The sequence below is a fragment of the Paraburkholderia ultramafica genome (assembly GCF_902859915.1).
Classification (GTDB): domain Bacteria; phylum Pseudomonadota; class Gammaproteobacteria; order Burkholderiales; family Burkholderiaceae; genus Paraburkholderia; species Paraburkholderia ultramafica.
In genome coordinates this window covers 110862-135659 of record NZ_CADIKK010000012.1, presented here as the reverse complement: position 1 = coordinate 135659, position 24798 = coordinate 110862, and the positions used below count along the sequence as shown (strand labels likewise).

General features: G+C 62.5%; 25 protein-coding genes and 3 pseudogenes. 11 read left to right on the top strand and 17 right to left on the bottom strand.

Going from position 1 to position 24798, the window contains the following annotated elements; genetic code table 11:
- Window positions 1–27 precede the first annotated feature (27 nt).
- The 3 genes from HV744_RS14755 to HV744_RS14745 all read right to left on the bottom strand — a co-directional run bounded on the left by HV744_RS14755 (window position 28) and on the right by HV744_RS14745 (window position 3226).
- Window positions 28–492, bottom strand: a complete 465-nt coding sequence (locus HV744_RS14755; RefSeq protein ID WP_175150219.1) for a MaoC family dehydratase — start codon at window positions 490–492, stop codon at window positions 28–30.
- Window positions 493–513: 21 nt separating this feature from the next.
- Entirely contained in the window at window positions 514–2157 is a 1644-nt protein-coding gene (locus HV744_RS14750; RefSeq protein ID WP_175150218.1) for a fatty acid--CoA ligase, read from the bottom strand.
- 439 nt (window positions 2158–2596) lie between these two features.
- Complete coding sequence (locus tag HV744_RS14745; protein ID WP_175150217.1) at window positions 2597–3226, bottom strand: TetR/AcrR family transcriptional regulator; 630 nt, start codon at window positions 3224–3226, stop codon at window positions 2597–2599.
- 153 nt (window positions 3227–3379) lie between these two features.
- Here HV744_RS14745 and HV744_RS14740 point away from each other — a divergent pair, with 153 nt between their 5' ends.
- The 3 genes from HV744_RS14740 to HV744_RS14730 are packed head-to-tail and all read left to right on the top strand — an operon-like array spanning window position 3380 to window position 4734.
- Window positions 3380–3559, top strand: coding sequence for a hypothetical protein (locus tag HV744_RS14740; RefSeq protein WP_175150216.1), 180 nt, complete (start codon window positions 3380–3382; stop codon window positions 3557–3559).
- Window positions 3556–3957: a nuclear transport factor 2 family protein gene (locus tag HV744_RS14735; protein WP_175150215.1), complete on the top strand. Its 402-nt coding sequence runs from the start codon at window positions 3556–3558 to the stop codon at window positions 3955–3957. The genes HV744_RS14740 and HV744_RS14735 overlap by 4 nt, the downstream gene beginning before the upstream one ends.
- A gap of 30 nt (window positions 3958–3987) precedes the next feature.
- Complete coding sequence (locus HV744_RS14730; protein WP_175150214.1) at window positions 3988–4734, top strand: SDR family oxidoreductase; 747 nt, start codon at window positions 3988–3990, stop codon at window positions 4732–4734.
- Window positions 4735–4924: 190 nt separating this feature from the next.
- Here HV744_RS14730 and HV744_RS14725 read toward each other — a convergent pair whose 3' ends face one another.
- Together HV744_RS14725 and HV744_RS14720 are read right to left on the bottom strand one after the other, a co-directional pair.
- On the bottom strand, window positions 4925–5926 hold the full coding sequence (locus tag HV744_RS14725) for an NADP-dependent oxidoreductase (RefSeq protein ID WP_175150213.1): 1002 nt from the start codon (window positions 5924–5926) through the stop codon (window positions 4925–4927).
- Between the two features lie 28 nt (window positions 5927–5954).
- Window positions 5955–6812, bottom strand: a complete 858-nt coding sequence (locus HV744_RS14720; protein ID WP_175150212.1) for an oxidoreductase — start codon at window positions 6810–6812, stop codon at window positions 5955–5957.
- 103 nt (window positions 6813–6915) lie between these two features.
- Between HV744_RS14720 and HV744_RS14715 the strand changes: the two genes are divergently transcribed.
- From HV744_RS14715 to HV744_RS14700, 5 genes and pseudogenes are all read left to right on the top strand, one after another.
- Complete coding sequence (locus HV744_RS14715; RefSeq protein WP_175150290.1) at window positions 6916–7353, top strand: winged helix-turn-helix transcriptional regulator; 438 nt, start codon at window positions 6916–6918, stop codon at window positions 7351–7353.
- A 96-nt stretch (window positions 7354–7449) separates the two neighbouring features.
- Window positions 7450–7563, top strand: a pseudogene (locus HV744_RS14710) (SDR family oxidoreductase); the annotation flags it as partial.
- Window positions 7564–7691: 128 nt separating this feature from the next.
- Window positions 7692–8339, top strand: a complete 648-nt coding sequence (locus HV744_RS14705; RefSeq protein ID WP_175150211.1) for a glutathione S-transferase family protein — start codon at window positions 7692–7694, stop codon at window positions 8337–8339.
- Window positions 8340–8433: 94 nt separating this feature from the next.
- Window positions 8434–8736: pseudogene (locus HV744_RS37290) on the top strand (spinster family MFS transporter); the annotation flags it as partial.
- Between the two features lie 186 nt (window positions 8737–8922).
- Window positions 8923–9306 carry a hypothetical protein gene (locus HV744_RS14700; protein WP_175150289.1) on the top strand — a complete coding sequence of 128 codons (384 nt, stop codon included), beginning with the start codon at window positions 8923–8925 and terminating at the stop codon, window positions 9304–9306.
- Between the two features lie 129 nt (window positions 9307–9435).
- Here HV744_RS14700 and HV744_RS14695 read toward each other — a convergent pair whose 3' ends face one another.
- The 8 genes from HV744_RS14695 to HV744_RS14660 all read right to left on the bottom strand — a co-directional run bounded on the left by HV744_RS14695 (window position 9436) and on the right by HV744_RS14660 (window position 17894).
- On the bottom strand, window positions 9436–10110 hold the full coding sequence (locus HV744_RS14695) for a nucleotidyltransferase family protein (RefSeq protein WP_175150210.1): 675 nt from the start codon (window positions 10108–10110) through the stop codon (window positions 9436–9438).
- Complete coding sequence (locus tag HV744_RS14690) at window positions 10107–11165, bottom strand: XdhC family protein (RefSeq protein ID WP_175150209.1); 1059 nt, start codon at window positions 11163–11165, stop codon at window positions 10107–10109. The genes HV744_RS14695 and HV744_RS14690 overlap by 4 nt, the downstream gene beginning before the upstream one ends.
- Before the next feature lie 24 nt (window positions 11166–11189).
- The gene (locus HV744_RS14685; RefSeq protein ID WP_175150208.1) at window positions 11190–12395 is read right to left on the bottom strand and encodes a vWA domain-containing protein; all 1206 of its coding nucleotides are present in this window, start codon (window positions 12393–12395) and stop codon (window positions 11190–11192) included.
- Window positions 12389–13282, bottom strand: coding sequence for an AAA family ATPase (locus tag HV744_RS14680; RefSeq protein ID WP_175150207.1), 894 nt, complete (start codon window positions 13280–13282; stop codon window positions 12389–12391). The genes HV744_RS14685 and HV744_RS14680 overlap by 7 nt, the downstream gene beginning before the upstream one ends.
- Window positions 13283–13297: 15 nt before the next feature.
- A complete protein-coding gene (locus HV744_RS14675; RefSeq protein WP_175150206.1) occupies window positions 13298–13918 on the bottom strand; it encodes an SRPBCC family protein in 621 nt (206 codons plus the stop codon).
- A gap of 97 nt (window positions 13919–14015) precedes the next feature.
- Window positions 14016–16427 (bottom strand): aerobic carbon-monoxide dehydrogenase large subunit, encoded by a 2412-nt coding sequence (locus tag HV744_RS14670; protein WP_175150205.1) that lies wholly within the window; start codon window positions 16425–16427, stop codon window positions 14016–14018.
- Window positions 16428–16443: 16 nt separating this feature from the next.
- Window positions 16444–16965 (bottom strand): (2Fe-2S)-binding protein, encoded by a 522-nt coding sequence (locus HV744_RS14665; protein WP_175150204.1) that lies wholly within the window; start codon window positions 16963–16965, stop codon window positions 16444–16446.
- A gap of 62 nt (window positions 16966–17027) precedes the next feature.
- Window positions 17028–17894, bottom strand: a complete 867-nt coding sequence (locus HV744_RS14660) for an FAD binding domain-containing protein (protein ID WP_175150203.1) — start codon at window positions 17892–17894, stop codon at window positions 17028–17030.
- Window positions 17895–18218: 324 nt separating this feature from the next.
- Between HV744_RS14660 and HV744_RS14655 the strand changes: the two genes are divergently transcribed.
- Window positions 18219–19022, top strand: coding sequence for a LytTR family transcriptional regulator DNA-binding domain-containing protein (locus tag HV744_RS14655; protein WP_175150202.1), 804 nt, complete (start codon window positions 18219–18221; stop codon window positions 19020–19022).
- Window positions 19023–19054: 32 nt separating this feature from the next.
- Here HV744_RS14655 and HV744_RS14650 read toward each other — a convergent pair whose 3' ends face one another.
- Together HV744_RS14650 and HV744_RS14645 are read right to left on the bottom strand one after the other, a co-directional pair.
- On the bottom strand, window positions 19055–20077 hold the full coding sequence (locus tag HV744_RS14650) for a pyridoxamine 5'-phosphate oxidase family protein (RefSeq protein ID WP_175150201.1): 1023 nt from the start codon (window positions 20075–20077) through the stop codon (window positions 19055–19057).
- A gap of 48 nt (window positions 20078–20125) precedes the next feature.
- Window positions 20126–20260, bottom strand: a pseudogene (locus HV744_RS14645) (thioredoxin domain-containing protein); the annotation flags it as partial.
- Window positions 20261–20369: 109 nt separating this feature from the next.
- On the opposite strand from HV744_RS14645, the gene HV744_RS14640 reads away from it, so the two are divergent.
- Complete coding sequence (locus tag HV744_RS14640; RefSeq protein ID WP_175150200.1) at window positions 20370–21278, top strand: LysR family transcriptional regulator; 909 nt, start codon at window positions 20370–20372, stop codon at window positions 21276–21278.
- A gap of 23 nt (window positions 21279–21301) precedes the next feature.
- Here the strand turns inward: HV744_RS14640 and HV744_RS14635 are convergent, their stop codons facing one another.
- Complete coding sequence (locus HV744_RS14635; protein ID WP_175150199.1) at window positions 21302–22450, bottom strand: porin; 1149 nt, start codon at window positions 22448–22450, stop codon at window positions 21302–21304.
- 433 nt (window positions 22451–22883) lie between these two features.
- On the opposite strand from HV744_RS14635, the gene purU reads away from it, so the two are divergent.
- Window positions 22884–23759: a formyltetrahydrofolate deformylase gene (purU, locus tag HV744_RS14630; RefSeq protein ID WP_175150198.1), complete on the top strand. Its 876-nt coding sequence runs from the start codon at window positions 22884–22886 to the stop codon at window positions 23757–23759.
- 130 nt (window positions 23760–23889) lie between these two features.
- Here purU and HV744_RS14625 read toward each other — a convergent pair whose 3' ends face one another.
- Window positions 23890–24747, bottom strand: a complete 858-nt coding sequence (locus HV744_RS14625) for a glycine betaine ABC transporter substrate-binding protein (protein ID WP_175150197.1) — start codon at window positions 24745–24747, stop codon at window positions 23890–23892.
- Window positions 24748–24798: the final 51 nt, after the last annotated feature.

The window sequence follows — 24798 nt, the reverse complement described above, 5'->3', positions numbered from 1 at the left end:
CTCTATCAGCTTCGTCGACACGGTCGCTTACGCGACCAGCATCGCCAATGTCTCGGCGATAAGCGCCGGCTTCTCCTCACCCTCGATCTGCAGTTCGTTCATCGTCTTGACGATGATCCGGCCGCCGCCCTTCTTTTCCACCGATACCAGCGTCACGCGGTTTCTCACCCGCGCGCCTGCTTTCACCGGCGTCATGAAGCGCACCTTGTCCAGCCCGTAGTTCAGGCCGGCCGATGCGTCCTCAGGAATCAGGCCGATCTCGATGGCGAGCGCCGCCAGCATCGACAGCGTCAGATAGCCATGCGCGATCGTGCCGCCGAACGGGCTCTCGCGTTTCGCACGCTCGACATCGACGTGAATCCACTGCCGGTCGCCCGTGCATGCGGCGAAGGCGTCGATGCGCGCCTGATCGACGACGACCCAGTCAGATAGTCCCAGTTCGCGGCCAACGAAGTCGTCGATCGTGGCGACGCGGTATTCCTTGATGCTCATCGTGTTTGCTCCTTGCGATGGTCAGGCGAACTGCGCGCGCAACCACTTCTTGTTCATCTTGCCGACGCTGGTCTTCTCCAGCGCGTCGACGAATTTGACGATCTGCGGCACCGCGTACTTCGAAATCCGCCCTGTCTTGCTGAATCCCATCACGTGCGCTTTGACGTCGTCTTCGGTGACGATCGCGTCCGTCTTGAGCACCACCAGCGCGACCGGCCGTTCGCCCCATTTCTCGTCCTTGATCCCGATCACCGCGACTTCCGCGACACCCGGGTGCAGCGAAATCAGGCTCTCGATTTCGAGTGAAGAGATCCACTCGCCGCCTGACTTGATGACATCCTTGATACGGTCGGTGATCTGAATGTTGCCGGTCGTGTCGATGTTCGCGATATCCTGCGTATGCAGATAGCCGCCGGTCCAAAGGTGGGCGGACGCTTCCGGATTGTTCAGATAGCCCTGTGTCAGCCACGGCGCACGCACGACGATCTCGCCGTAGGCCTTGCCGTCGTGCCCGACGTCTTCCATGTCTTCGTTGACGATGCGCACATCGACGAGCGGAACGGGAAAGCCCGTCTTGCAGCGCAGGCGCACCTCTTCATCGAGATCGAGCGGCCCGGTGTGGGGCGGGAGTTGCGCGAGGCTCAGTACGGGACACGTCTCGGACATGCCATAGCCGGCAAAGATGTCGATGCCGCGATCGAGCGCGGCGCGCGCAAGGCCGTGCGGCAATGCTCCGCCACCGATGATGACCTTCCATTTGCTGAAGTCCGCGTGCTTCGCGTCATCGCACGAGAGCAGCATGTGCAGGATCGTGCTGACGCAGTGCGAAAACGTGACACCTTCGTCGCGCACCAGTTGCACGAGACGCTCGGGCACATAGCGGCCCGGATAGACCTGCTTCACGCCGAGTACCGTCGCGATATAGGGCATGCCCCATGCGTGCACATGGAACATCGGCGTCAGCGGCATATAGACGTCGCCGCGGTGAAAGCGCTGTCCCGACACCGGGCTCGCCAGCGCAGCCATCAAGGTGATGGTGTGCAAGACCAGCTGGCGATGCGAGAAGTACACGCCCTTGGGCAGGCCCGTGGTGCCCGTGGTGTAGAACGTGGTGGCCCGGGTGTTCTCGTCGAAGTCGGGGAACTCATAGCTCGTCGCGCTCGCCGCGAGCATCGCCTCGTATTCGGTGGCGAACGCAATCGTGTGCGCGCACGCGTCGCTACCCGGCTCGTCGATCCAGATGAATGTGCGCACCGTTTCAAGCTGATCCTTGATCGCTTCGACCACAGGCAGGAAATCGGTGTGAACGAACAGCACCTCGGCGCCAGCGTGGTTGATCGTGTAGGCGATCTCCGCCTGCGACAGCCGCACATTGACCGTCTGAAGCACGGCGCCCATCATCGGGACCGCGAAGTACGCCTCCAGATAGCGGTGGCTGTCCCAGTCCATCACTGCCACGGTGGCGCCGTGCCGCACGCCGTGTTGGTGAAGGCCGTTGGCGAGCCGCGCGATGCGTTCCCGCAGCGTCGCATAGGTCATCCGCAACTGGCCGCGGTAGACGATTTCCTGGTCGGGCGCCTGAACGAACGGCGTATGCAGCAGCTGCTTGATCAGCAGCGGATAGGCATAGGGGGATGGCGTCGCACCCTGCACGGCGTCCTGCATTTACGTCTCCTGAAGTCGAGAAATGGATCGGGTTGACACAGGTCCGTCGGTGCATGTCGCGCACGGTGGCTTCCCGAGTGACGCCATTTTCGATTTGTTCGGAGGGTAGAACCATCCCCTGAATAGGGGAGCTTCGAGGGTGCCGCCGCGTTGCAAGGGGCGCGGGGCGGGTACGGCCGTTGTGCAATCGGGGCGATGTCACCCTTTTAAAGTTAAATCACATCATTCCGATGTTCCACCAACGCGGTGCCGCCGGGAGCACAAGCGAGACTCCATCGCGCGCCAGCTTTCTTCACCTCGCCACCCCGCTATCCGTTCTCGTTGACGAATACAGGTTTGACTCCAGTTTTATGCAATAGCCGCTCGTGCTTGCGCTGAATATCACGAATGCCAAGGTAGGGGGCGCAAGCTCACCTCGGCCTGATGAGCCGTCCTGGCTTCAGCGCTTGCCCTGTCCCGCCCTCTGCGCGACATTCCTGAGAAGCGTCTCACGGCTCGCGTTCAGTATTTCTTCTCCGAACTGGGGATCGGCGCCCGCGACCGCCCGCGACAGAATGAGCGCACCGACCATCTCGCTGTAGAACGCGATGGCCTCACGGCGAGCTTCGTCCGTAGCGCCGCTTTCGCCGCGCTGTTGCGCGACAAGCCCCGTCAACGTTTCAAACATTGCCTGCAAGCCGTCCGCAAAGTGGGCCTGTGCCTCATGGCCGAGCCGGCGGACGTCCGCCGTAAGGCCGGCGATCGCGCAACCCTGCTCGATGTCGCTGCAATGCGTGCCGGACAGGTAGAAGTCCACCTGGCGCTTCAGCCGGTTGCCGCCTCGCCTGATCGGCGCGGCAATCGCTTCTTTCAGGTCCTGGTTGGCCTTGTCCATCGCGCTCGCCACCACCTCGGCGGCCAGCGCCTCCTTCGATTCGAAGTGGTTGTAGAAGCCGCCCTGGGTGAAGCCTGCCGCCTTCATCAGCGCGCTCAGGCCCACACCATCGATTCCATGCTCACGGAACAACTTCTCCGAAGCCGCAATGATGGCCTTCCGGTTCTCCACCGCCTGCTCTTTTGAGACTCCCATCGTTCAATGCTCCACGCCGTTGTCAATGCAATTATAGCTGGCCTCGAAAAATACAATGGTGATCGACATTGACTTTTCCGGACCACTCCACCAAACTCAATGTCAATCACCATCGTGTTTGGATGAATCCTTCAAACTTCACAGGAAATCCTCATGAGCATCGAAAGCAACCAGCCTCTGCTCAAGCCGATCCGGCTGGGGGAGCTCATTTTGCCCAATCGCGTCGTCATGGCACCGCTGACGCGCATGCGCGCGGCGAATCCCGGGCGCCTTTCAGCCTGTGCCGGCATGACACGCCGCCACGCCACTCACATCTCAGGAGAACCATCATGACGAATGCCGCCGAAGTCACCAACAAGGCCCTCGTGCTCGAAGCGTTCGACACCCTCTTCAACCAACGCGACTATGCCGCCGCCGAGCGTTTCTGGTCGCCCGACTATATCCAGCACAGCGCGCATATTGCACCGGGGCGCGACGGACTGTTCAACCTGATCAAGACCCTGCCCCCGACCTTGCGGTACGAACCCGGTGTGATCGTGGCGGAGGGCGATTACGTGATCGTTCATGGGCGCTTTTCAGGCCATGGGCGCCCCGTCGCATGGATCGCAGCCGACATCCTGCGCATCGAGGACGGCGTGCTCGCCGAGCATTGGGACGTGCTGCAGGACGAGGCAACCGAGGCCGAATCCCAAAGTGGCCTGCCGATGTTCGGGAACCGCTTTCCGCGCTAATTCCACTCGTCATTTCGACAGGAGCCAATCATGAAACTCACAGGTAACACAGTCTTCATCACCGGCGGCGGCTCGGGCATTGGCCGCGGCCTGGCTGAAGCGCTCCACAAGCGCGGCAATCAGGTGATCATTTCCGGCCGCAGCGCGGAGCGTTTGCAAGCGACCATCGACGCGAATCCCGGCATGCGGGCGGTTGCGCTCGACGTCACCGATCCGGCGGATATCAAGGCGGTCGCTGCCCGGCTGATTGCCGACCATCCTGGGCTGAACGTGCTGATCAACAACGCCGGCATCATGTTGCCCGATGGCGCTGACGGCCCGGTCGACGACGAACTGCTGAGCGCGACCGTCGCGACGAATCTGCTTGGTCCGATCCGCATGACATCGGCGCTGATCGAGCACCTGAAGACTCGAGACGGTGCGGTTGTGGCAAACGTGACATCGGTGCTTGGTTTTGTGCCCTTGGCACTCACGGCGGTGTACAGCGCGACCAAGGCGGCATTGCATTCGTACACGCTCTCACAACGGTATCTGCTGCGGGACAGCCGGGTCTCACTGATCGAAATAGCGCCGCCCTGGGTGCGTACCGAGTTGATGAACAGCAGCGAGGAAGAGCGCGCGATGCCGCTTGAAACGTTCATCGCGGGCGCGATCGAACAATTGGGCACCGAGGCCAACGAGATCCTGGTCGGTCCGGCGGTAGCCATGCGCGCCAATCCGGGACCTGACGAGCACGCGTGGGTCAACCAGTTCAACGACATGATGGCTGCGGGCTGAGTACAGGATTGTCTGGCGACAGCCAGACAATCCGGATCTTGTCGTCCGGTCCGAACGATTCCATCAAACTACTGCATCGACCGGTTGAATCCGCCGCACGTAGCGGTCGCGCTGTCGCCGAGGGCCGGCCTGAATGCGCAACGGCTGCTGAAAAGCCGTAACAGACCGTCGTTGCCCGTACCGGTCATATTCAACGTAGCTTGACAACGACTTTCCCTTTGGCCCGTCCGGTTTCGACATAAGCCATCGCCTCTTTGGTCGATTCGAACGGAAAGCTGCGATCCACAACCGGACGGATGGCGCCCGAATCGACGAGTGAAGTGATTTCCTGCAGCTGCGTTCCGCTTGCGCGCATGAACAGGAAGGAATAACTCACACCGCGGCGCTTTGCTTTCTGCCGGATCCGATAGCTCAAGAGTCGCATGATCAGGCCCATATACCAGGGCAACCCGATCTCCTTCGCAAAATCAGGATCGGGCGGCCCTGAGATCGAGATGAGCCGCCCACCTGGTTTGAGGGCGCTTAACGACTTCTCGAGCGTCTTTCCGTCCAGACTGTTGACTACCACGTCGTAGTCGCGAAGGATTTTGTCGAAATCGTCCTTCCGGTAATCGATGACGATGTCTGCGCCGAGTTCCTTCACCCACTCGACATTCGCCGTGCCTGTCGTCGTCGCAACGAACGCACCTAGATGCTTTGCCAACTGGATCGCGAACGTTCCGACGCCGCCGGACCCCGCGTGGATGAGAACCTTCTCTCCCCGCTTCAGATGCGCTTTCTCAATGAGTGCCTGCCAGACGGTCAGGCCGACCAGAGGGAGCGACGCAGCCTCTTCCATGACAAGCGTTTTCGGCTTGATTGCGAGGTCCGCTTCGCTCACCGCAATAAACTCGGCAAACGTGCCGATTCGATCCTTGGCGGGCCGCGCATAGACTTCATCGCCTGGTTTGAACCGCTGCACGCGGGATCCAACCCGGGTCACGATTCCCGCCATCTCGTTGCCGAGGATGAGCGGCAAGCGATACGGCAAAACCTGCCTGAACTCGCCGGCCCGGATCTTGGCGTCCAGAGGATTGACTCCTGCGGCGTGGATCTGAACCAATACGTCGTCGTCCCGCAATTGCGGCTCGGGCAAGTCGCTCATGCGCACGCAATCCTGGTTCCCGTAGCGCTCGATGGTGAATGCTTTCATGATGTTTTGCTTCCCCAGTATGCGCAGATTATTTTTGCAGTGCCTGTTCGCCGGACCGCGTCAGGGGTACCGTATCGAGCTGTAGGTCTTTCCGCAGCGCCGCATCCATCATGCTCGCAGGTGCGAGTCTACGCAGCCATTGCAGACGGTGCGCGAGACCACCGGCGGGGTACCGGCGCTTCGGCTGAGCCGCGACGGCGGCTTTTAGCACAACCTCGGCCACGACGTGCGGCTCGGTGGCGGCAGCCATGACTGCGTTCACGCGTTTGCTCACGACCGCACGCGCTTCCCGGTACACATCCAGCTTTGCATCGGCTTCCAGGAAGTTTGCGTCGAACGGCGTCCTGGTATAGGCCGGCTCGATGACCGAAACACGGATGCCCTGGTTTCGCACCTCGTGGTCGAGCGATTCTGAATACCCTTCAATCGCATGCTTGGTCGCGCAATACAGTGCCCCGTATGGCATCGGCAAAAAACCGAGCACCGAGCCGATGTTGATAATGCGCCCGCTGCCTTGCCGGCGCATATGCGGCAGGACGGCGCGTGTCATGCGGACGACGCCCAGGAAGTTCGTATCGAAGATCGACTGGACCTGAGCGATCGAGCTTTCTTCTGCGCCGGCCGGAGCGACACCGAAGCCCGCGTTGTTCACGAGCAGGTCGATACGGCCCGCGCGTCGCATCACTTCTCCGACTGCCGCCCCGACGGACTCGTCGTCGGTTACGTCGAGGACCAGCATCTCGAAGGCTCGCTGGCTTGCCGGCGCCGCTTTCCTGCTGGTGCCGAATACCGTATAGCCCGCCTTGGCGAGCCACTCTGCAGTAGCCTCGCCGATGCCTGACGACGCCCCGGTGACCAGGGCGACTCCCATGCCATGCTTGTTCATGATCCAAACCTCCAGGTTGGGCAGACTGTCTGTCGCCACGAGTTACTATCGATTTGAAATGGACTATACTACCGTTTTGAAAGCAAGTCACTATCAAAACAGTATGGACAACAAGAATCCTTGCGATAACCCGTGTCCGATCGCACGCAGCCTCGCTTCTATCGGCGACGCGTGGAGCATGTTGATTCTTCGAGATGCGCATGCCGGCCTCACGCGCTTCGATCAGTTCCGCAAGAGTCTGGGCATTGCGCCGACGATCCTGACGCGGCGGCTGGTCTCGTTGACAGAGGCGGGACTGCTGGAGAAACACCGTTACTCGGCGCGACCGCCTCGCGACGAATACCTGCTGACAAAGGCCGGCCGCGACTTCCTGCCGGTGCTCTTCATGATCGGCGAGTGGGGACGCCAACACCTTGGCAGTGGCAAGCTGATGCGTTTTTTCGACGCGGAGACGGGAACGGAAATCAAGGCGATCGCCATCGACGAAGTAACGGGAGCGAGGATCGGAACGCGTCCGATACGCGTCGTTACGCCGGACTGAGTCGGGGACGTCATGGCGCAGTCCTGCCAGACAACGTTCGAATATAGCGCCCCCAGGAACGATGACCGTCTGTGCCCATTGCTGGCCTACCGCGCGCGACCGAGCCGCTTCGACGATATCGCCCGCGCGATTCTGTTTCTCGCATCCGATGCGGCGTCGTTCATGACGGGCCAGATCGTCTCCGTCGACGGTGGCAAGACAATAGGTTGAGTCCGGACAAAGGTCTATCAGGACTCGAAACTCCAGCCCGAACGGATTCACCCCAATTTCAATGTCTTCATGAAACCACATTAATAAGGCATCCGTACTTATACGAAGCATCAAAAAGGACGATTCAAATGACCACCGCTACACCCATACTGTACGAATCCAGCGGCTCCCCTAATGCACGCCGTGTGCGCATCTTCATCGCGGAGAAGGGAGTCAGCATCCGGACGAAGCCAGTCGACCTGGGCGCCAAAGAACAGTTTTCCGATGCCTACCGCGCCATCAACCCGCGCAGCCAGGTGCCGGCTTTGGCTCTCGCCAACGGTCCGGTCATCGCAGAAGTGCTCGCCATCTGGCGTTATCTGGAGGAAGCGTACCCGCAGATCCCATTGCTGGGCACCACGGCAACGTCGAAGGCCGTGGTCACGATGTGGGAACGCCGCGCGGAACTGGACGGCTTCGCGCCGGTCATGGAAGGCGTGCGTAACGCGGCCGCCGGACTGAGCGGCCGTGCGCTGTCAGGTCCGCATGCCTATGACCAGATTCCCGAACTGATCGAGCGAAGCAAACAGCGCGTGGCCAACTTTTTCGCCGACTTCAACGAGCGGCTCGAGACAGTCCGGTTCGTCGCCGGCGATGACTTCTCCGCGGCGGACATCACGACGCTCGTGACGGCCGACTTCGCAGCCAACGCGCTGAAGATGCCGATTCCAGCCGAACACACCGCGTTTCAGCGATGGTACGAGAACGTGTCTGCCCGGCCGGGCGCCGCCGCGTGACGCGTTGCTCCGGCGCTCACTGGCTGGCGCGCACGTAGGCGCCGACATTGGGCTTCCGCGAAAAGAGCTTGCGGGAGCCATCAGCCAGCTTCAAAGCGCGGTGTTTCTGTTGATATCGAACCTTATTGCTCATCGCATCGGCACTACGGTCGTTGCGCTTCTGACCGACAAGCTGTTTGGTTCGCCGCGAGCGGTCGGCGATTCAATTTCGATAGTCAATCTGGTTGCGAGTCTGCTCGCCGTCACGCTGCTCTGGTTTGGGTGCAAGCAGTTTCGTCTCAGCCTTGAGCGTGAACAGGAGTATGCCGATCCGAGAGCGGCTCCCGTGCAACTATCTCCCGAGGAGCATGCGAGGCACGCAGGCGGTCGTGCTCCGTCGGAACCTGCGCCTACGTGATCCGTGCATGATAGATAGGCGCGCAGGCGCAGCTCCGCTATGCGCGAACGCGTCCCGCCCCGGCATCGGATAGCCGTCGAAATATCCAAAGCCACGACATGCCAGAATGGCATCGAAAGTGGCTGCCACGTCCGGCGAATATATGTAAGCTCATCTTCGCCCTCACCCACCAGGGACTTTACGCCGATGCCCTCTTCGATTCGCAATTCTCTCGTCTGGATCTTCGACGCGTTTGAGCGCGATTCAACCTACATTCTCAGGCGGATGTTCGGCTGCGATGCCGCCTATATCGACGGCCTGTTGTGCCTGGTCGCTGCCGATCGCGGCGAGCCGTGGAATGGGCTGCTGGTGTGCACGTCGCAAGAGCGCCACGCCGCGCTCGTTGAAGAAATGCCGGCTTTGCAGCCACATCCGGTAGTTGGAAAATGGCTTTATATATCGCAAGACGATCCGGCGTTTGAAATCATCGTGGAAAGAATGACGGCGCTCGTGCTCGCACGCGACTCTCGTGTGGGTGTCGAGACGAAGCCGCGCAAGCGCCGCGGGAAATCCACGCTGCCCGGCACGTAGAGCATCGCTGCCGACGCATGCACGGCATCACCTCGCAAAAGCTGCTGCATCTCAGGCGCGCTTTCGAGCAGCACCGATTTGCATCAGGTCGTGGATATCGACCGTGCCGGGGTAGCGCCGCACCGCTGACTACGACAACGCCCGCCTGGCGCATTCGCTTGCATCACTCAACCGTTCCTGAATGCGCGCATAGTCTTCCGGCGTATCCATATCGACCGTGAAGCGGTCGTGAGCGACCTCATAGACAAACACTTCCTCGGGATGCTCCGCAATCAGCTTGCGGCATCCCGGATTCACGTGACCGCTGACCACCTCCGCGGCATAGCTTGCGGAAAACGCCACCGGATTACCGCGTTGTCCCTTGAAGAACGGCACCAGGATCGAGCCCCGCGGCATCGCGGTGAACGCGTCGATCAACTCGCGGTAATCGGCGGCATCGAGCAGCACCTGATCGGCGAGGCACACCATCACCACGTTGCAGGGCGCCGTGAGCGCGGCCACGCCGGCGGCCACCGAGGTCATCTGTCCTTCCTCATAACGCGGGTTGCTCTGGAATGTGACCGGCAGCCCGTCGAGCGCTTCCATCACCGCGCGCCCCTTGTAGCCGGTGACCACCACGATTTCCGCGGGCCCCGCCCCGGCCAGCGCGCTCACCGTGCGCCTGACGGCCGGCTGACCTTCGACCGGCAGCAGCAGCTTGTGCTGGCCCTGCATCCTGGATGACAGACCGGCGGCCAGCACCACCGCCGAGAAGGTCGGCGCCTCGCGACGCGCGGCGACCTTCCATGCGTGCGTGTCGCTCATGTCTTCTCCAGTTGGACCTTGCCCTGCGCAATCGCCAGATATTTTTCGGGCTCACGTTCGAACTCGAGCTTGCAACAGTCGCAGCAGAAATAGAAGCGCTCGCCGCCGTAGTCGATCACATGTTTGGCCGAAGCGATCTCGACCGCCATCCCGCATACCGGATTCAGATAGCGTGCGCCGGACGCTTCAATCGAATCGGGCGTTTCACACGGCGGCAAGGCCGCCACCGTCTCGCCGCCGACGGGATGCAGCGCGCCGGCCTCGGCAGCCGTCGCCTGCTCCAGTTCGCGCCGCATCGTCACCAGCCCCGCGACCGCGCCCAAGGCGATCTCTTGCGGCGTGTGCGCATGGATATGCGGACCAGCGGGCGAATGCAGCGCAGCAAGCCGCTCCGGCGCGATACCGCGCAGGAGCATCGCGTCGCGCAACCTGTCCGCTTTGCGCTGGCTCGCGACCAGCAGCACTGCGGCAGCCGAACTGCGCAACGCGGCTTCGAGCGCTTCTTCATCACTGTCGCCTTGCGTGGCGACCAGAATCAACCGGGGCTTGATCTGCTCGAACGCGGCCACGTCAAAGCCCTGCATCACCCGCGGCAGACCAAGCGCCGCCAACGGCGCCGTCACGCTCGCCGCCGCGCATACGCGCAGGCCCACCCGCTGCGCCAGCACGCAGGCTTCGAGCGCGGTAGGCGTCGAGCCCAGCACCAGTACCACCGGTGCGGGCAAGGTCGGTTGAATGAACAGTTCAAGCGTGCCGTTGCTCGCACACGGCATTGCGTGCGCTTCGACATCCGCTTCCGGCCTCCCTGGCTCGTTGCTGATCCGCACACGTTTCGGCTGGCCAGCGCGGATGGTCTGCTGCGCAGCCTCGATCACGATCGCCCGCGAGCAGCCGCCGCCGATCCAGCCATGCAGCGCGCCGTCGCCTTCGACCAGCGCCTGCGCACCGACCCACGCCGAAGTGGGCGGCGCCGCGCGAATCACGGTCACGACGGCGAACGGCCGCGCCTCTTTGATCAGCCGTTGTTCGAGTTGGAGAAGGGTTGCGTCGCTCATCGCCGGAACCTCATTGCAGAATCCTCACTGCAAAACCGTTAGCACTTGCGGCAGCACGCGCTCCAGGCTCGTCAGATCGCGTGCGCCGGCCAGCAGGTCGATATACGGAAGCGCTGCCTGCATGCCCGCGCTTGCCGGCGTGAAATCCGCACGGCTCGCCAGCGGATTGAGCCACACGAGACACCGGCAACGGCGCCGCATCGTCGCGAGCGCCTGCTGCAGACGTTCGGGTTCGCCGGCATCGTAACCGTCGCTGACCACCACGACAGCCGTGCGCGAGTGGAGCAGCCGCGCGGCATGTTGCTGATTGAATTCGTCGAGACTGTCGCCGATGCGCGTGCCGCCCGCCCATCCCGCCGACAGCAGTTGCAGGCGCTCCTGCGAGCGCCACGGGTCCGGGTCGCGCAACGCCTGCTCGACGCCCACCAGCCGCGTGTGGAAGATAAAGCAATGCACGTCGGACACCCGCGCGCTCAGCACGCGCGCGAGCCGCAGATAGAAAAAGCTGTACAGGCTCATCGAGCGGCTCACGTCCAGCAGCAACACGATGCGCGGCCGCAGCCGCCGCTTGCGGCGCCAGCCGAGGTCGAGCGGCAGGCCGCCCCGCGAGACGCTGCGGCGCACGGTCCACGCCATGTCGATCACGCGGCCCACGTTCGCGCGCCGTTCGCGGCGCAACTGGATGCCCTGCAGACGCTGCGCGAATCGGCGGATCGCGGCGTCGATCGCGAACAGTTCGTCGGGCTGGTTCAAATGGCGGAAATCCGCGTGCGCCAGCGACTCCTCGACCGAAGCGCCCTGCTCGGCCGTACTGCCGTTCGGTTGCGCCGCAGCGCCGCCGCCCGCCGCCAGCGAGAGCGGCGTGCCTTCGCTGCGGTCGCGCTGCCCAGCTCTTTGGTCCGGTTCGATCCGGCCTGCGCCGCTCGCCCTTGTTTCGACCAGGCTGCGGCGGTTCGGCGCGAAGAAATACGCGTCGAACAACTCGTCGAAGCGCCGCCACTCTTGCGCACGCGAGCACAGCAACGCGCGCAGGCTCCAGCGCAACAGCTCGCTGTCCAGTTGGCCCATGCGAAGCGCCACCTCCATCGACGCGGCCACGTCGCTGCTGGTCACATGAAAATCGTTCGCGCGCAGCCAGCCTGCAAAACCGGCATAGCGGGCCACCAGAGCCTCTTCGAGGTCCGGTGGTGGCGGGCGTCGCGCGGCGGCGCAGTCAATGCCGGTCAGCATGACGCCACCAGTTTCTCGACGACCGGCCGCGTCAGGCCCGCCTGGTCCTCGCGTGTTTTGACGAGCGCCGCGAGTGAATCCATGATCCGTTCGACGCCGTCCGCGTCGATTGCGCTCACGCCGAGGCGCAGCAAAGCGGCAACCCAGTCGAGCGTTTCTGCAAGCCCCGGCTTCTTGCGCAGATCCATTTGCCTGACCGACTGGACGAATTCGACCATCTGCCGCGCGAGTTTCTCCGGCACGTCGGGAATCTGCGTGCGCACGATCAGCAGTTCCTTCTCGAAGCTGGGATAGTCGACATACTGATAAAGGCAGCGGCGGCGCAGCGCATCGGATATTTCGCGCGTGCCGTTGGACGTCAGAATCACGAACGGCCGCTCGGCGGCGCGGATCACGCCCAACTCCGGAATCGACATCTGGAAGTCGGACAGCAGCTCCAACAGATAGGCTTCGAACGCCTCATCGGTCCGGTCGATTTCGTCGATCAGCAACACCGGCGCCGGTGTCGTGGTAATCGCTTCGAGCAGCGGCCGTTTGAGCAGATAGCGTTCGGAGAAGATGTCCTGCTCCTTGTCGGGAATCGACCGGTCGTCCTGCTCCAGCAGTTTGATCGCCAGCAGCTGATGCTGGTAATTCCATTCATAGAGCGCGGCATGCGCGTCGAGACCTTCATAGCATTGCAGCCGGATTAGCCGCGTGTCCAACAGGCGTGCGAGCGCCTTGGCGACTTCCGTCTTGCCGACCCCGGCCTCGCCTTCGAGCAGCAACGGCCGGCGCATCTCCATCGTCAGCAGCAAGGTCGCGGCAAAGCTGCGCTCGGCGATAAAGCCGTGCCGCGCAAGCTGCGCCTGCAGATTGACGACATCATGCATGCGGTCGGTTGCCATGATCGCTTCGCGTCCTCAAGCTGTCTTGCGCGAAAAAATCCCGCGCAACCAGTCGCGCACCACCGCCCATGCGAGCGCGAGGCCGTTCAGTTCGGAAGGCGGCGCGGCGGTTTCTGGCGCGGCGCCAGGCGCCTGCGTCCCATCCGGCGCGGCCCCCTCGGCAGCCGCAGTCTGCTGCGCCTGCACGGCCTGCAACCGCGCCGCGAAATGCGCCACGAACTGTTTGAGCATCTGCTCCGACACCGGCCCCATCAGCCGGCCACCGAGCGAAGCGGCCTTGCCGCTCATGGTCACTTCGCTCTTGCCGGTCAGCTCGCAGGTCTCGCCGGTTGGCTGCACCGCGGCGACCAGATCCATCGAGGCCGCCGAGGTGCCGGTCGCATCCGCCCCCTTGCCGATCAGATGCAGGCTGCGCGCTGCCGTATCGAGATTCACCACTTCGATATCGCCCTTGAACGACATCGTGGCCGGCCCGAGCCGCACCGTGATCGTCCCTTTGTAATGCGTGGCGTCGATGCGTTCGGTAATCTTCGCGCCCGGCATGCAGCCGGCCACCGCCTCGATGTCCTGCATCAGTTGCCACGCGCTGTCCGCCGTGGCGGCCAGCGGAAACACCTTTTCGAGTACGACTTTCATCGGACCACCCTTTGCATGTGTGGCGCGCAGCGCACCGGTTTGCGTGCGTTGCGCGCCGCTGCTCTATCGTCACGGTCACAGACAGTCACCGTCACCGTCACTCCCGCGTGAGCCCAAGCGCGCGGCATTGCTGCCAGACGCGATACGCGTTGTGCGGCATGTTCATATGCGTGACGCCCAGATGCGCGAACGCATCGACCATCGCCGCGGTGAAACACGGAATCGAGCCCACGTGCGGCGATTCGGCGACGCCTTTCGCGCCGATCGGATGATGCGGCGACGGCGTCACCGTGAAATCGGTCTCCCAATGCGGCGTTTCCGCCGAAGTCGGCACGAAGTAATCCAGCAGCGTGCCGCCGAGCAGATTGCCGGCCTCGTCGTACGGCAACTCCTGGCCCATCGCGACCGCAAAGCCCTCGGTCAGGCCGCCGTGAATCTGTCCTTCGATGATCATCGGATTGATCCGCGTGCCGCAATCGTCGAGCGCGTAGAACCGGCGCACCCGCGTTTCGCCGGTATAGCGATTCACCTCGAGCACACACACGTACGCGCCGAACGGGAACGTGAAGTTGGGCGGGTCGTAGTAGTCGACGGCCTCCAGTCCCATCTCCAGCCCTTCGGGCACGTTGTTATACGCCGCCCACGCGACTTCCTTGATGGTCTTGAACTGACCCGGCGAGCCTTTGAGAACGAAGCGGTCGAGATCGAACTCGACATCGTTCGGGCTGGCTTCGAGCAGATGCGCGGCGATCTGCCGGGCCTTCTCGCGAATCTTGCGCGATGCGCGCGCGACCGCGGCGCCCGCCACCGGCGTCGAACGCGAGCCATAAGTGCCGAGGCCGTACGGCGCGGTGGACGTATCGCCTTCTTCGACCGTAATCACCGAGGCCGGAATGCCGGCCTCGGACGCGATGATCTGCGCGTAGGTGGTCTGGTGGCCCTGCCCTTGCGTGATCGTGCCCATCCGCGCAATGGCCGAGCCGTCGGGATGCACGCGGATTTCGCACGAATCGAACATGCCGACGCCGAGAATGTCGCACATCTTCGACGGCCCTGCGCCGACGATCTCCGTAAAGTTCACGACGCCGATGCCCAGCAGCCATTCGGCATTCGGGTCCGCGCGCCGCGCGGCCTGCTCGGCGCGCAGCGCCGGATAGTCGACCGCGGCGAGCACTTTTTTCAGCGCCGGTTCGTAATCGCCCGAGTCGTATTCGAGCCCAAGCGGCGTCGTGTACGGAAACTGCTCCTTGCGGATGAAGTTGCGCAGACGGATCTCGGCCTTGTCGATGCCGAGCTTTTGCGCGAGCACGTCGATCATCCGCTCGATCAGATAGACCGCCTCCGTCACCCGGAACGAGCATCGGTACGCGACTCCACCCGGAAACTTGTTGGTATAGACGCCATCGACCGACACGAACGCATTCGGAATTGCATAGGAGCCCGTACAGACATGGAACATGCCGGCGGGCCATTTGGTCGGGTCGGCGCACGCGTCGAACGCGCCATGATCCGCGGTGACGTGCACGCGCAGCGCCTTGATGCGGCCGTCGCGATCCGCCGCGAGTTCGCCGGTCATGTGATAGTCGCGTGCAAACGCGGTGCTGCTCAGGTTTTCGGCGCGCGATTCGATCCACTTGACCGGCCGTCCGAGCACGATCGACGCGACAATCGACGTCACATAGCCGGGATACACGCCGACCTTGTTGCCGAAACCGCCGCCGATATCCGGCGAGATGATACGGATCTTCGACTCAGGAATCGCCGACAGCAAGCCGACCACCGTGCGCACGACGTGCGGCGCCTGCGATGTGATATAGACCGTCAGGTCGCCACGCGCCTTGTCGAACGACGCGACGCAGCCGCAGGTTTCGAGCGGGCATGGATGCACGCGCGGGTACAGCATGTCCTGCCTGACCGCGACTTCCGCGTTGTCGAACACGCGGTCGGTCTTGTCCTTGTCGCCGATCTGCCAGGTGAAGATGTGATTCGGGTGTTTGCGCGCACCATGCGCGCCGGCCTGTTTGTCCCGGATGTCCTCGCGGATCACCGGCGCATCCGCGGCGAGCGCCGCCAGCGGATCGACCACGGCCGGCAGTTCCTCGTATTCCACTTCCACCAGTTCCGCCGCATCGGCCGCGACATAACGGTCGTCGGCGACGACGAAGGCGACCTCCTGATTCTGGAAGCAGACCTTTTCATCGGCCAGCACGGCTTGCACGTCGCCGGCGAGCGTCGGCATCCAGTGCAGCTTGAGCGGCTTCAGGTCGTCGGCCGTCAGCACCGCATGCACGCCCGGATGCGCGAGCGCGCGCGACTTGTCGATCTTTTTCACGCGTGCATGCGCATACGGACTGCGCACCATCACGCCGAACAGCATGCCCGGCATCTTCACGTCATCGACGTAGGTGCCCTTGCCCTGGATGAAGCGCGGATCTTCGCGGCGTTTGCGCGAACAGCCCATCCCTTCCAGCGCGGCGAGACGATCGAGATTGGTGTCGAGATTGCCCATCACGTTCTCCCGGTCGTCAGTGGGTATCCGCTGTCATCAGCGGATGCGATGTTTCAACCGCCTCGCCCCGCAGCTTGCGCGCCGCGTATTGCACTGCCTTCACGATGTTCTGATAGCCCGTACAGCGGCACAGATTGCCCGCCATCCAGTAACGGATGTCCTCTTCGCTGGGCTCGGGGTTTTCCTGCAACAGGCGGTATGCGCGCATCAGCATGCCCGGCGTACAGAAGCCGCATTGCAGCCCGTGCTCCTGCATGAAGCCTTCTTGCAGCGCATGCAGTTCGCCGCCTTGCGCAAGGCCTTCGACGGTCAGTACGTCGGCGCCTTCAGCCTGCACCGTCAGCATCGTGCAGGACTTGACCGACATGCCGTCGAAGTCGACCGTGCAGGCCCCGCAATGAGATGTCTCGCAGCCGATGTGCGGCCCGGTTTGCAGGCACTTTTCGCGCAACGTGTGGATCAGCAATTCGCGCGGTTCGACTACCACGTCCGTTTCCTTGCCGTTCAGTTTGAACGACACCATGATTTTTTTGCTCATGTCGCTGTCTCCAGGCAATCGGTTCAATGTGCGGGTTCAATGTGCGGGTTCAATGCGCGTGTTCAGTGCGCTGCGCGCGCGTAAGCAGTAGTCAGGGCCCGGCGTGTCATTTCACCCGCCATTGCCCTCTTGTACTCGGCGTCGCCGCGCAGATCGGCGACCGGCGCGCAGGCCGCCATCGCCAGACGGGCGGTTTCGGCGATCGCGGGTTCATCCAGCGGCTTGCCTCGCAGGTATTGCTCCGCATCGATTGCGCGGATGGCCGTCTCGGCGACATTCGTCAGAGCAATCCGCACGTCGCTGACCCCTGCCGCGCCGATGCGCAGCGTGACTGCCGCGGCCGCCGTCGCGAAGTCGCCGGTTTTGCGCTTGAGCTTCGCGTAGCAATAGCCGGTGCCCGCCGCAGGGGTCGGGATACGGATTTCCGTCATGATCTCGCCGGGTTCGAGCAGCGTCGTGTACGTGCCGACAAAGAAGCTGTCGGCCGGCACGACACGCTCGCCCTGCTCGCCCGTCAGTACGAACGAGGCGTCGAGCGCGATCATCAGCGCGGGGTGATCGTTGCCCGGATCGCCATGCGAGAGGTCGCCGCCCAGCGTGCCACGGTAGCGCACCTGCGGATCGGAAATCTGCCGCGCGCCTTCGACGATCAACGGACACTTCGTTTGCAGGAGTTCCGACCAGATCAATTCGTTCTCGGTCGTCATCGCGCCGATGCGGATTTCGCCGCCGGCTTCGCGAATGCCCTTGAGTTCCGTGAGCTTGCCGAGATCGATCAGATGAGCGGGCTCGGCGAAGCGCAGCTTCATCATCGGCAGCAAGCTATGACCGCCCGCCAGCAGCTTCGCCCCCTCGCCATACTCGTTGAGCAGCGCGATGGCTTCCGGCAAAGTTTTGGGAGCGTGGTATTCGAATGGACGAGGGATCACACTGGCCTCCTTGTTATCGTTCGCCTACGACCGGGAGCGTCATCGGCCTGTGAGGAGGATTTCACAATGCAATGCAGCAATTCAACGGCATTTCCCGAACGGTGGATGACGTGCGCCAACTAGCGGAAAACGCACCTGAAACGCGACCTTACGGAACGGTTTCGGCGTAGCGGCGCGTTGTCCATGCGGGGTGGAGCGGCGATTTCACGACGCGATGCGTCATTGAGATGACGATTTCCCGAATGGCGGGTTTACCTGCGTGAACGACCCGGAAAATTGCGCGAAAATCGACAGGGACATACGTCGAAAGATGGGGAGACCCGCATGAAATCGTCTGAGCCCACCGCCGTGGCAGCTTTCGAGCGCCGCGCGGAGACGTTCCAGCACAAGCTCGAGCAGTTCAATCCGGGGATTGTCTGGCTGGATCCGCAGGGTCACGTAACGGCATTCAACGACGTCGCGCTGCAGATTCTCGGGCCGGCCGGCGAGCAATCGCTAGGCGTGACACAAGATCATCTGTTCGGGATCGACGTGGTGCAATTACACCCGGAGAAAAGCCGCGACAAGCTGCGCTTTCTTTTGCAGTCGAAGGACGTGGGCGGCTGCCCGGTCAAGTCGCCGCCGCCGGTGGCGATGATGATCAACATCCCGGACCGGATCCTGATGATCAAGGTGTCCAAAATGACTGGCGCGGGGGGCGCCTGCGGCACCTGCATGATCTTCTACGATGTAACCGATCTGACCACCGAGCCCTCCAGCCATCCGGCAGGCGGCGACGTGCCGTTGCCACGCCGCCTCTTCAAGATTCCTGTGTACCGGAAGAACCGTGTGATCCTGATCGATCTGAAGGACATCGTGCGCTTCCAGGGCGATGGCCATTACACGACGATCGTCACGAAAGACGAGCGCTACCTCTCCAATCTTTCGCTGGCCGATCTCGAACTGCGACTCGACAGCAGCATCTATTTGCGTGTTCATCGCAGCCACATCGTAAGCCTTCAATACGCGCTCGAACTGGTCAAACTGGACGAGAGCGTCAATCTCGTCATGGACGATGCGCAACAGTCCCAGGTGCCGGTCAGCCGCTCGAGGACAGCGCAACTGAAGGAGCTTCTCGGTGTGGTCTGACGTGACGCCTGTGTGACGTTCGATTCGGGACGTCATCTCGGTTCATTACGTTCGCGGATGAGAGCAGCGTCACTAACCGGCGCACGCACCACGGATGCGAACTGTGGCGCGAACTCGACCTCGGACCACCGGAATGGCAATGCGCCACGGCTGCGCCGCACTTCCTCGATGTGAAAACGTACGAGTCGCTCCGCGCCTTCGAACGCCGCCAGTTCGACACCGTCCCATACGATTTCCGCCCGCACCGCGAGATAAACCAGATCGCCTGTCGCAAAGTCGATGAACAGCAGACCGGCCCGCGGATCGTGGATCAGATTGCCGATCGTGTTGAAGAAGTGATTGCCGCTGTAGTCGGGCGTCGTCAGCGTGCTCGCGTCGTCGATGCGAACGAAGCCTGGCGCACCGCCGCGATGCGAAACGTCGACTCCGCGCGCGAGCCCCGCCTCTTCGCCGAGATTCGCGCTCGCGATGAAAAACGTGTCCGCACGCATCAACAGCGCGCGGTCCGTGTCGCTGAGTTGCGTCGCCACCTCGGGCGGCATCGAAGGCAGCCGCGCGCCCTGCTCCACAAAAGTCGGCGTGCGGCTCTGGATGTACTTCGCGCAGTTGCCAAAGCTCTGCGTCACGTCAACCAGGAGTGTCTCCCCTTGCACCGACTGCACCACGCCGTTGATCCGGTTACGACGCCGGGTCTGCGGTTGCAACCCAAGTCCGCCGATCATCGCACCCTGCTGCCAGCGGCCCGCGAGCGGATCGCCGGGCAGTACGCCGCCTTCGATGCGAAGCGTCTGCGCATCCGGCGACGACACGAAACCCGGCGCACCCGCACGCACTGTCGCCCACGGCTGACCGCTAGCATCGACGCCACCGAACACCATGAACGGTTGCCCGGCGAAAAACCGTCGATGTTGCTCCGGCATATAACGGCGAATCCCCCGGCGTCCCATCGATTCCGCCTGGCTGCTCACCCCGACGCGCTGCTGCACAGCCTGCTCGCCCGCATGAAATGGCGAAACCTCCGCGCCCCAGCCATCCAGTGGGATAAAAGCAGACATGATCGACTCCAGCCAGAAGAAGAAAACTGCCGCTCACGCGGCGAGCAGGCCGGCTTTCATGTCCAGTTCGACGATTTCGAACGGCAGGTCGAGCAGCGACAGAAACAGCTTCACCCGATGCCCGTGCCCGGAAAGCAGCGTCGTAAACAGCCGGATAGGTTGGGCAGGTTTGGCAACAGGCATGTCAGGCTCCGGATTCGATGAGGTGTGTAGCGAGCATAAGGCGCACGCGCCACCTTGCGGAAGCCTGATAATCCGGGAAACAGATTCAATCGAAGGTGGACAATCGACCATGGCCGACGTACGCGACGTAAACCTGAACCGTCTGGCGATCTTCGTCGCGGTCATCGACGCAGGCTCGCTGACCGCCGCGGCTGCCCGGCTAGGGCTCGCCAAAACGATGGTCAGCACGCACATGCAGCGGCTCGAAGCCGAAGTGGGCGCGAGCCTGCTGGTGCGCACGACGCGCCGGCTCGGCGTGACGGAAGCGGGCCGCGCGTTCTACGAAGCGAGCGTGAAGATTCTGCGTGCCACCGAAGAAGCGCTGAATGCGGTCAGCGGAGAAACGGCGCCCGTGCGCGGCATGTTGCGCGTCAGTTCGCCGATCGACTATGGCGCGCTGGTCGTTGCGCCCGCGCTGGTCGAACTGCGTCGCACGAATCCGCAACTCGAGGTCGAATTGCTCTGCAGCGATCAATACGTTGATCTGATCGCGGACGGCATCGACGTCGCGATCCGCCTCGGCCGGCTTGCGGACTCGAATTACCGGGCGGTGAAACTCGGCAGTTTCGTCAAATGGCTCGTCGCCAGTCCGCAGTTCATCGACACATGGGGCAAGCCGCGGACACCGGCCGACTTGTCGGCACTGCCCCTTTGCGCATTGACGGTGTTGCCGCATCCGCTGACGCTCGACTTGCGGCACGACGACGGCTCAACCGAAAGCGTGCGGTGCGAAAATGCGCTTCTGACCAACACCGCCGACGCGTGCCGCGCGGCGACGCTCGCGGGTGGCGGCTTCGGCCTGTTGACGGATTTTTCGATTGGCGGCGATATCGCGGCCGGACGACTGATCCGCCTGCTGCCCGCATGGGCGGCCGATTCCGCGAGCATCCAGGCCGTGTTTCCACCCACCAGCCATCCACCGGCGAAAGTGCGCGCGCTGATCGAAACGCTCAAGAAGCGGCTTGCGGGCGCCGCATGATGCGGTGATCCGTTGACGCGTTGTCAGAACGAATGCCTCATCCCGATCCGCACGTCGGCCTGCGTGTTCGAGCTCGACGGCGTGAAGCTGTAGCCGATCACCGCATTCACACCGTCCGATGCACGCAGATAGTCGCCGGAGATATAAACGTCGGTGCGTTTGGACAGCAGATAATGCAGCCCGAGCGAGCCCTGGTTCCAGTGGTTGCCTTCGAAGCGCGTGTGCTGATAGCCGCCGTATAACACCAGCGCAGGCGTGAACGTGTACGCGGCTCCGCCTTCATAGACCTGCATATGCGAGGTCTGCCCGAAGCCCTTGATGGTCGTATAAGTGAAGTTGCCGCTCAGCATCAACTTGTCGATCGTATAGGCCGCGCCGACCGCAAACGCTCCTTGCTTGTCGACCGGGAACGGCGACGAGCTATACAGGCTCGTTATCTCGCCGGTCGCCGGATCGACGGAGACGGTGGGCTGGCCGAGAAAGGTATGGACGCCGATCATCGCGAACGGATCGAACGCATAGATGCCGAACGGGTTGTTCAACTGCGTATAGGCGGCGCCCATGTTGAACGCGTTGTGTTCATAGTGCGCGCCGACACTCCACGCACTCTTCTCATGGAAGTCGCCCGCGGTATTGCCGAACGAATACATGCCGCCAAACGTAAAGCCTGAAAAATCGTTTGATAGAAACTTGATCGAGTTCGGCAGCCGGTCGCCGTTCATCCGGTCGAAGTCGCCCTGATGGATCGCATAGCCGCTCGCCCACGCCGAGATGTTGTACAGGTAGACGAACTCTTCGGTCATGTCGAGCTGGTTGCCAAGCGACAGCGTGCCCCAGTCGTTCTTCAAACCCACGTAAGCCTGCCGTCCGAATAGAGCGCCGCCGAACCCCAATTGTCCATTGCCCAGGTGAAAGCCCGATTCGAGGACGAACACGGCCTGCGAGCCGCCGCCGAGATCTTCTTCACCCTTGAAGCCGATCCGGTTGCCGTACGAAATGCCGTCGTCGAATTTGAACTGGTGAGCGCCGCCCGCGTTGCTGACGTAGGTGATGCCGGCGTCCAGAATGCCATACAGTGTGACGCTGCTTTCAGCATGAACGGCAGCCGGCATGCAAACGGCGCTGGCCGCAAGAGTGAGTCGAGAAAGGCCGACGGCATTTTTCTTCTTCATTTGACACTCCCCCTGCTCTTTGCCTGTGTATTTCGTTGGATAAAGCGATCCCTGCTGCGCGTCGTCGCGGTACGCGCGGCATTTCTCGCCCGACGGGCAGTTCGAAACCGGCTGAGACTGATTGCAACGGATAGACGCGAGCCGCACTGCACGCGATCATCTGCGAGGCCTGCATCGACGGCTCAAGAATACGGGTCCAGATCTATAGCGAATCGAGCTAAAGCGCCATGAATCTGTCGCGTAGCGACCTGACAGTCGCTCCGACTTCATCGTGCGGAACACCACCGTCCGAATCAGCACGCCAACCGGGCGCTGACGTTCCCGTTCCAGCGCGACGGCGGTTAGCTTCTATCCGCCCGCCCCCCAATTTGCTCTACTGCGATGATGGATGCCGCGCCCCGCGGCGTCGCCCTATCGTTTATGTGGAGAGCGCATGTCCGCCGATTCCCGTCCCGCTCAACTGGTTCTCACCGTCGCGTGTCCGAGCGCGGCGGGCCAGGTTGCCGCCGTCGTCGGCTTTCTCGACCGGCATCATTGCTATATCGACGAACTGACCGTGTTCGACGACGATCTCAGCGAACGCTTCTTCGTGCGCTGCGTCTTTCACGGTGTCGATAGCGACGAAACGCTGCACGTCGCAGCGCTCAGGCGCGAATTCACACCGATCGCCGAGCGCTTTCGGATGACCTGGGCGATGCACGACGTCGGCACCCGGCCGAAGGTTTTGATCATGGTCTCGAAGCTCGAACACTGTCTCGCCGATCTGCTGTTCCGCTGGCGGATGGGCGAGTTGAAGATGGATATCGTCGGCATCGGCTCGAATCATCGCGATCTCGAACCGCTCGCGCAACAGCACGGCCTGCCGTTCCATCATTTGCCGATTACCGCCGAGACAAAGCCGCAACAGGAAGCGCGTTTGCTCGATCTGTTCGAGACCTCGGGCGCCGAGTTGATGATTCTCGCGCGCTACATGCAGATCCTGTCCGGTGAAACGAGCCGTGCGCTGGCGGCGCGCGCGATCAACATCCACCATTCGTTTCTGCCCGGCTTCAAGGGCGCGAAGCCTTATCACCAGGCACATGCGCGCGGTGTCAAACTGATCGGCGCCACCGCCCATTTCGTCACCGACGATCTCGACGAAGGCCCGATCATCGAACAGGTCGTCGAGCGCGTCGATCATTCGTACAGCCCGGAGCGGCTGCTCGCCACCGGACGCGACGTCGAATGCATCACGCTGGCGCGGGCGGTCAAGGCGTTCGTCGAGCGGCGGGTGTTCATCAACGGCGACCGGACCGTCGTGCTGCAGTAAGTGCAGTAAGCGGAAAGCGCCGCTGAAAAGCGGCGCTTTCTTTGGAGATGCCTTGGAGTTGCTTTGGAATTGCCGCTTGCTTGCGCAAAGCGGCAATCCATTCACACGGGCACGGTGTTCATCACCGCAATCACTTCACCCAGCTATCCACACGATCGCCATGCGCGCTGATCCACGCATCGGCGGCGGCGGTCGGCTTCTCGCCATTCTGCGTCGCCAGCATCACGCTATCGATCTCGCCCGGCTTCCATTGAAACTTCTTGAGGAACGCGACAACCGGCGGCGCCTTCTTCTCGAGCTCGGGATTCACCACGCTATCCACGTGCTCCGCTTCGCCGAACACCTTCTTCGGATCGTCGAGGAATTTGAGCTTGTACTTCGCGAACATCCAGTGCGGCTTCCAGCCAGTCACGATGATCGGCTTGCTCGCCGCTTCCGAGCGCGCCAGTTCTGCGGTCATCGCGCTGCCCGAGCTCGGCATCAACTGATAGTCGAGCCCATAGGCCTTGATCGCCTCGGTGGTTTTCTGCATCACGCCCGCACCGGCATCGATGCCGACAATGCGCGAGCCGAACTCCGCTTTCTTCGCCTCGAGATCGCCGACGCTCTTCACATCCGCGTTGTCCGGCACGATCAGGCCGATCTTCGCATCGTTGAAGTTCGGCCCGAGGTCCACCACCTTCTCCTTGAAGTTGTTCCAGTACGCGCCGTGCGTGATAGGCAGCCACGCGGACAGCGTCGCGTCGAGGTCGCCGCGCGCCACGCCTTGCCACATCACGCCGGCCGCCACCGGCACGAGTTGCACCTGATAGCCGAGGCGCTTTTCGATCACGCGTGCAGCCACGTTGGAGGTCGCGACGCTATCGTCCCAGCCTTCCACGTAGCCGATCTTGATGGTCGGCTTCGTCTCGGCCGACACGCTCACACTGCTTGCCGCCAGCGCCGCGCCCAAAGCGCTCGCCACGAAAATCTTCCTGATCAGTCTCATCGCCGTTCTCCCGTTTGCCGTCAAAACAACCCATTGAGCATTTAGAATCGC